Annotated in this window: 6 protein-coding genes and 1 pseudogene; all 7 read right to left on the bottom strand. The window is 71.7% G+C overall.

Annotated elements, in window-relative coordinates; all coding sequences use genetic code 11:
* Positions 1 to 417: threonine/serine exporter family protein (locus D7X55_RS33020; RefSeq protein ID WP_147470301.1), on the bottom strand; the 417-nt coding region annotated here is incomplete at its 3' end.
* On the bottom strand, positions 414 to 1,877 hold the full coding sequence (locus D7X55_RS43640; RefSeq protein WP_158626462.1) for a hypothetical protein: 1,464 nt from the start codon (positions 1,875 to 1,877) through the stop codon (positions 414 to 416). The genes D7X55_RS33020 and D7X55_RS43640, both read right to left, overlap by 4 nt.
* A gap of 4 nt (positions 1,878 to 1,881) precedes the next feature.
* Positions 1,882 to 3,639 carry a SulP family inorganic anion transporter gene (locus D7X55_RS33010; protein ID WP_120553012.1) on the bottom strand — a complete coding sequence of 586 codons (1,758 nt, stop codon included), beginning with the start codon at positions 3,637 to 3,639 and terminating at the stop codon, positions 1,882 to 1,884.
* 102 nt (positions 3,640 to 3,741) lie between these two features.
* Positions 3,742 to 4,641 (bottom strand): bile acid:sodium symporter, encoded by a 900-nt coding sequence (locus tag D7X55_RS33005; RefSeq protein ID WP_121725140.1) that lies wholly within the window; start codon positions 4,639 to 4,641, stop codon positions 3,742 to 3,744.
* Entirely contained in the window at positions 4,641 to 5,627 is a 987-nt protein-coding gene (locus D7X55_RS33000) for an HAD family phosphatase (protein ID WP_199747268.1), read from the bottom strand. The genes D7X55_RS33005 and D7X55_RS33000 overlap by 1 nt, the downstream gene beginning before the upstream one ends.
* 307 nt (positions 5,628 to 5,934) lie before the next feature.
* Positions 5,935 to 6,474: a hypothetical protein gene (locus D7X55_RS32995; protein WP_121725139.1), complete on the bottom strand. Its 540-nt coding sequence runs from the start codon at positions 6,472 to 6,474 to the stop codon at positions 5,935 to 5,937.
* Positions 6,475 to 6,494: 20 nt separating this feature from the next.
* Positions 6,495 to 6,817, bottom strand: a pseudogene (locus D7X55_RS32990) (hypothetical protein); the annotation flags it as partial.

Genomic DNA, 6,817 nt, shown 5'->3' with positions numbered 1-6,817 from the left:
CGCCACCGCCGCCCCGTAGACGCCGTACGCCAGGAACACGAGCCACCCGGGATACGGCGCATGCAGGGCCACGATGCGGTCCAGCTCCGCGCGCGCCTCGGGCAGCCTCACGCGCCCTTCGGCGATGGCGTCCGACAGCCGCAGGAGCGCCGCGGCCCGGCCCAGGTTCCAGTGCGGGTCGAAGGGCAGCCGCGCGAAGGTCACGTGCGGGCGCCAACGCGACACCACCTCCGTCATCGCCAGGCTCTGGAGCGTGAAGACCTCCACGCCCAGGCCCCACGCCTTCGCCGCCCGGCGCACCCGCGCCTCCACCAGGAGCGACGGCTGGTAGGCCACGTGCAGCGCCTTCGCCAGGTCCAGGAGGAAGGCGGAGGCCGCCTCCTCGTCCACCCCACCGTCGCGCTCCTTCGGCGTCACGGGGAGTCCGCCGTGGGGGCTTCCTCCACGCTGCCCTTGCCGCTCGTGCTCCGCGTGTCCTTGAAGGAGAAGCTGGCGCCTACCAGCAGCGTGGCCTGGAAGAAATGGACGTCCTGGGCGCGCATGGGGGTGGACAGGCCCAGCTGCTGGAGCGTCTCCGCGAACCGGGTGGTCTGCTTGTTGCCCCACGCCAGGTCGCCGCCCAGCGTGAAGCGCGAACGGCCCAGCACGAAGTGGATGCCCGAGGCGGCGTGGTACAGGTCCCAGCCTCCGACCAGCGCGTTCGTTGATTGCGTCTGTTCCAACGCACTGAAGTCCGTGTGCCCGCTCAGATACACCCGCACCCGGTCCCCCAGCGCCTGCTCCACGCCCAAGGCCCCGTTCAGCACCGGCTTGAGCGCGAAGGCGTAGTCCCCGTCGATGGACTCGGTGGTGTCTCGCGGCACGATGGGCTGGGCGTCCACCAGCGTGATGGACGACACGCGCGCGTAGCCCTCCACGGACGCGTACACCGCGGTGGAATCGCCGAAGCTCCGGCTGACCCCGAACGCCGCGGCCCAGGAGTTGCAGAAGTGCGCCGGCAGGTCCTCCTGGAAGTCGAACACGGCGGCGGGCGCGTTCGTGTCCACGCCCTGGGACTGGACGGCGCGCTCGAACCCCACCGAGCCCCGGCCCCAGAGGGCCAGGCTGGGCGTCGTCACGGAGAGCCCCAGGGCCCAGGGGCCATGCTGGTAGCTGGCGCCCAGCTTCAACAACACCCGGACGTGGTCGAACTCCAGGTCTCGGCCCAGCGTCGCCAGCAACTGCTGGCCGGCGGCACCGGAGCCCTGCGCCTGCGTCTGGAAGCGCAGCTCGTGATGCCGGGTCGCGACGAACGGCGTCAGGCCCAGGCCCAGGTGCTCCGTGACGGGGTAGGCCCAGGACACGCCCGTCCAGAACTCGCTCACGGTCTGGTCCAGGCGCACGTCCGTGGACAGCATGTCCAGGCCCCGCACGCCGGCCAGGTCCGTGCCCGTCCGCGTGCCTCGCGACTGCAGGCTGTAGGAGAAGCCCTGGCGCGTGAGCAGGGAGTAGGCCATCCGGGACTTGCCCAAAAACCCGAAGCGCAGCGAGCCGGCGATGAGCGACGGCAGCACGTCCACGTTGGAGTCGGACAGGTCCTTCCCCTCGCCCTGCCCGTCCTGCACCTTCAGGCGCGTGTATTCGTACACGCTGCCGGTGAGCTCCAGCTCCGGCGCGCCCAGGAGCGCGAGCGCGCCGGGGTTGTAATAGACGGCGCTGATGTCGTTGGGGTTGCCCACGAAGGCACCGCCCAACAGCCACGCCCGGTTGCCGAACTGCCGCGTGGTGTAGTGCGCGTCCTGCGCCAGCGCCGTCGCGGACACGAGCAGCGCCAGCAGCGTGCCCGGCACCACGCCCGGCACCGAGCCTCTTCGGACCCTGGATGGGATGGATGTCATGGCGTCAGTGCACCTGTGACGAGGAGACGGGCTCGCCGCCACCGGCGGTCCGCGTGTCGCCTCGCGGTTCGAGGTAGGCGCGCACGGCGGCGCCCACGGTGGGAAAGAGCCGTTCCTCGCCGATGCGCGCCGTCAACCCGGAGCGCTTCAGCATCCGGCGCATCGGCGCGCGCGCCTGGGCCACCGCGAAGACGATGTCCTCGTCCGCGAGCGCGTGGCGCACCTGCTCCAGGCCCTCCGCGGCGGTGATGTCCAGGTCGAACACGGAGGACGCGTCCAGCACGAACCAGCGCACCGGCGGGTGGGACGCGGCCACCAGGTGGCGCACCTGTTCGCGCAGGAAGCGGGCGTTGGCGAAGAAGAGGGGCGCGTCGAAGCGGTAGACGACGAGGCCGGGAATCGTCTCCGCGTCCGCGTGGCCCTCCACGTCGTGCCAGCCGGGCAGGCCCTCGCGCTCGCCCAGGACGGCGTCGTGCGGGTGCGCCGCGCGGCGGATGAGGTCCACCAGCGACAGCGTCACCGCGATGAGGATGCCCTGCAGGATGCCCAGGAAGAGCACGCCCAGCGTCGTCACCGCCGCGAGCACCGCCTCCACCGGGCGCACGCGCCAGAGCGTCACGAGGGGCTTCACCTCCAGCATGTACACCGCCGCGACGATGACGATGGCCCCCAGCGTCACCAGGGGCAGCTTGGACAGCAGCGGCGTGAGGAACAGCGAGAACACCCCCACCGCCACGGCCGCGACCACGCCGACCAGCTGCGTGCGTCCCCGCATGGACGCGTTGACGGCCGTGCGCGAGCCGCTGCCCGTCACCGGGAAGCCCTGCGTGAGGCCGGTGAGCAGGTTGGCCGCCGCCTGGCCCAGGAACTCCTGATGCGTGTCCAGCCGGTAGCCATGGTGGTCGGCCTGGATGCGGCCCGCGAGCACGGAGCTGGCGTAGTTCACCAGCGCGAGGCTGAAGGCCGCGGGCAGCAGCGCGCGCACGTCGTCGAAGCCCACGGAGGGCAGGCCGAAGGCGGGCGCCGCCGCGGCGATGGGCCCCACCACCTTCACGCCGCCGTGCTCCAGCTGGAACCACCAGGCCACCAGCGTGGTGAGCACCACCATCACCAGCGGCGCGGGCCAGCGCGGCAGGAAGCGGCGCATGCCCACCAGCGCCACCACGATGCTCAGCCCCAGCACCAGCGTGGGCTCGTGCGTGCGGCCCAGGTTCGCCGCCACTTCGTGGAGCTGCCCGGCGAACTCGTTCGACCCGCGCTCCAGCCCGAGCATCCGCGTCAGCTGGCTGCCGATGATGATGAGCGCCGCGCCGTTGACGTAGCCGATGAGGATGGGGCGCGACAGGAAGTCCGCCAGCGCGCCCGCGCGGCACAGCCCGCCCAGCAGGCTCAGGGCGCCCACCATCAATGCCAACAGTGCCGCCAGGGACGCCAGCCGCTCCGGTCCTCCGCCCGCCACCACCGGGGCCAGCGCCGTCGCGGAGAGGATGGCCGCGCCCGCCTCCGGCCCCACCATCAGGTGCCGTGACGGGCCGAACAGCGCGTAGGCCAGCATCGCGAAGGCGCCCGCGTACAGCCCCGCCACGGGACGCACGCCGACAATCTGGGCGTAGGCCAGCCCCTGGGGGACGAGCATCGCGCCCACGGTGAGCGCGGCCAGCAGGTCCGCGCGCAGCCATCGCCGCTCATACGTCCGAGCCTGCTCGACACCTGGAAGGAAGCGGCCCAGGCCATGGGCGGCCGAGGCCGCGGTGCGCTTCATGGGCCCTCCCCCCTCGTGTGCCCGGCATCCCGGACGCGAGGAAGGGTGGAGGCGCCCGGGCGTCATGGCATCAGCCACCCGGGTGCGTTGCGCGCATCGGCTTCACGACACGGAGGCGCGCCTGCCTGACGGCAGTGACGGCCCGCCGCCGCGCTCGGACGCCTGCTGGCGCTGGTTCCAGAGCAGGTACGGAACGAGCGCCAGGGTGCGGATGAGCAGGTACAGCCCCATGACGCCCAGCAGGCTCTTCATGGGGTAGGTGCTGCCGCCCAGGCAGAAGGCGAAGGCGGGGTTGCCGAAGACGGCGGAGATGGCCAGCGCCGTGCGGTCTCCGGGCAGGGGCCGGCCGGCCACGTGGCCCAGGGCCGCGGCGCCCAGCGTCACCACCACCATCGCGACAATCGACCAGATGTGGAGCTGCTTCAACAGCGGGAAGCCGGCCACGACCAGCGCCAGCGCGGCCACGACCAGGGCGACGTTGAAGTAGAGCTTCACCGGCTTGCGCAGCCGGTGCGCCCAGACGGGCGCCACCTTCTGGAAGCCGATGCCCAGGGCGAAGGGCACGAGGAACGGGAGGATGACCCGGCCCAGGAGCACCCCGTACGGCGGCGCCTGGATGGCCACGGGGAACAGCCGCTCCAGGAGCTTCAGGGACAGCGGCATCAGCACGATGGCGACCAGCGACAGGGTGATGGACAGCGCCAGGGTCAGCGGCAGGTTGCCCTTCTGCCGCGACACGACATTGAGCGCCATGGGCAGCCCCGGGCAGAACGCCATCAGCGCGATGACACCCGACGCGATGGGCGGCACCGGCAGCACCTTCACCACGATGAGGGACAGCAGGGGCACGCCGATGAGACACACGCCCAGCCCCCGCGCGAACGCCGGGTGGCGCGTGCCCTGGCCCAGGTCCGCCAGGCGCCACGACAGGCCCTGCGACAGCCCGAGCGCGATGATGAAGGTGGCGATCATCAGGCTGATGAAGCCGTGCAGCGCGTCCATCACCGGCCCTCCTGTGGGAAGACGCGCTTCCAGTCCTGGCGCATGCTGACCACGGTCCAGCCTCCCTCGCGCGCGGCCTTCAGGGACGCGTCGTTCTTCTCCTCGTAGGCGAACTCACGTCCGGCGTCGTCGTGGTGGATGAGCAGGGCGAAGCCGGGGCGTGGCTGCTCCTTCGTGTACTGGAGCATCTGGATGTCACCGCCCGAGCGGACATTGCCCGCGGCGAACACGGGCCTCCGCCCGATGTGCTGCTCGATTCCCACCGGCTTGCCGGCCTTGTCGTTGATGTGGTCCACGCGGGCCTCGCGCCGCAGCACCGGGTGACCGTGGCCCTCGTCGAACTTCTCCTTCAGGTCGCTGCCGATGACCTGTTGGGGCGGGATGCCGTAGGTGTCCTCGGAGACGACGCGCATGAAGTCGGTGCCGCCGCCCGAGGAGATCCACGTCTGGAAGCCGTTGGCGCGCAGGTACTGGAGCAGCTCCAGCATGGGCGCGTAGGCCAGCTGCGTGTAGGGCACGCCCAGCTTCGGGTGGCGCGCGGTCTGGAAGAAGGCTCGGGCCTCCTGGGCGAATTCGTCCTGGGTCTTGCCCCCGTGGGTGGCGGCGAACAGCTCCATCAACTGGGGTTCGTCCATGGAGGACAGCAGGGCCACGTCGCCCTCCAGCACGGCCTTGAAGGGCTGCCGCTTCGCGAGCGACGCGTCCTCCCTCACGCGGGCCTTGACCTGTTCCAGGAGGAAGGCGCCCTGCACGATGGGCTGCTCCTGCCAGAGCGTGCCGTCGTTGTCGAAGGTGGCGATGCGTTCCTCCGAGGGGATGTAGCCGGGGTGGCCCTCGGTGGTGGCGCGGGTGACGAAGTCGATGATGGACTGCTTCACCGGACCGTCCTTCCAGGCCGGCAGCGGATCCGCCGCCAGCGCCTGGAGCGGAATGGCGAGCAGCAGCGCGAGCGCCCAGACGGATTGCCTCCTCGTGTGTCGCTCCACGACCGCCTCCTGTCCCGGTGCAATCCCAGACATCCGGAGGTTGGGGACGCGGTGGCCGCCGCACAACGCGGCGTGGAGGGCGCGGGAGGAGGGCCCGCTGAGCCCGGCCGTCAGTCAGGAGGCGGTGAAACGGCGCGGCACAGGCCCCCCATGAGTCCGAGCAGCAAGCAACGCGTCCGGACTCCCGCCATCGCGTCCTCCCCTGCCTGTGCCGCGCCCGGGGATGAAGCTGGTGAGGAAGTGGAGGAGGTCGCCACGGCACGCGGGTCGCACGGGGATGTCCGCTGGCGCGGCCATGCGCCTGCCCTCAGACGAGTTCGCGGCGGCGCAGGGCCCGCCACTCCGCGGCGGCGAGGGCGATGAGCACGAGCACCAGCAGGAGGAACGAGCCTCGCCACTGCGCGCCCGGGATGCCGCCCAGGTTGACGCCCAGGAGGCCGGTGAGGCCATGGGCCAGCTGATCACGGACGGAGGCGATGGCGTGCTGTCCCGAGGGCGCGACGGTGACACACCGGTCCGCGGTCATCCAGGCGCGCAGCTGGCGCGCGGACGCCGCGTCGGTGGGCGCGGTGTCCGGGTGCAACAGGAGCAGGACGAGCTCGTCCTCGTTGAGCACTTCGATGCGCACGCGGCCCGTGTCGGCCAGCAGCGGTTCACGCACGCGGGGAGGCAGGCGGAAGACGGCCTCCAGCACGCGAGGAAGGTCCGGCAGGTCCGGAGGCAGGTGGACCCAGAGCATGCCATCCGAAGCCCGCCAGCTCCGCGTCTCCTCCAAGGTGAGCGAGCGTGCACCGCCCCGGCCATCCAGGAGCAGCGCGAAGGCGTTCTCGAACGCATCCGCATCCATGGAAGGAAGGTGGCGATTCCTCACGCGTGACGCCGTCGCGAGGACAGCACCGTCAGCGCCACCAGCGCGCTGCCTGCTCCCGCGAGCGCCAACAGGGGCCGCCGCAACCGCGCGCCCAGGGCCTCCAGCGCACCCGCCGTGATCTCCCGGCTCGTGCGCCGCAGGAGCTCGTGGTCGCGGGGCGCATCCCTCCAGCGCGCCTCCTCCTGCGTGAGCGCGCTGCTCGCGCCCCGGATGGTCGCCGCCGCCGTGCCTTCCGCGAGCGACGCCAGGGACGCGCCCAACGCTTCCGCGGAGGCTTTTGGATTCGTCGCCAGCTCTTCGTGGAGACCCGCCGCCAGCC

Source organism: Corallococcus sp. AB049A (assembly GCF_003668885.1).
Taxonomy (GTDB): domain Bacteria; phylum Myxococcota; class Myxococcia; order Myxococcales; family Myxococcaceae; genus Corallococcus; species Corallococcus interemptor.
The sequence above is the reverse complement of the archived record's forward strand: the minus strand, read 5'-3'. Positions and strand labels throughout refer to the sequence as shown.

Coding starts and splice junctions, on each gene's coding strand:
- D7X55_RS33010 (WP_120553012.1), bottom strand. CDS start 3,639: ATGAAGCGCACCGCGGCCTCGGCCGCCCATGGCCTGGGCCGCTTCCTT.
- D7X55_RS43640 (WP_158626462.1), bottom strand. CDS start 1,877: ATGACATCCATCCCATCCAGGGTCCGAAGAGGCTCGGTGCCGGGCGTG.
- D7X55_RS32995 (WP_121725139.1), bottom strand. CDS start 6,474: ATGGATGCGGATGCGTTCGAGAACGCCTTCGCGCTGCTCCTGGATGGC.
- D7X55_RS33005 (WP_121725140.1), bottom strand. CDS start 4,641: ATGGACGCGCTGCACGGCTTCATCAGCCTGATGATCGCCACCTTCATC.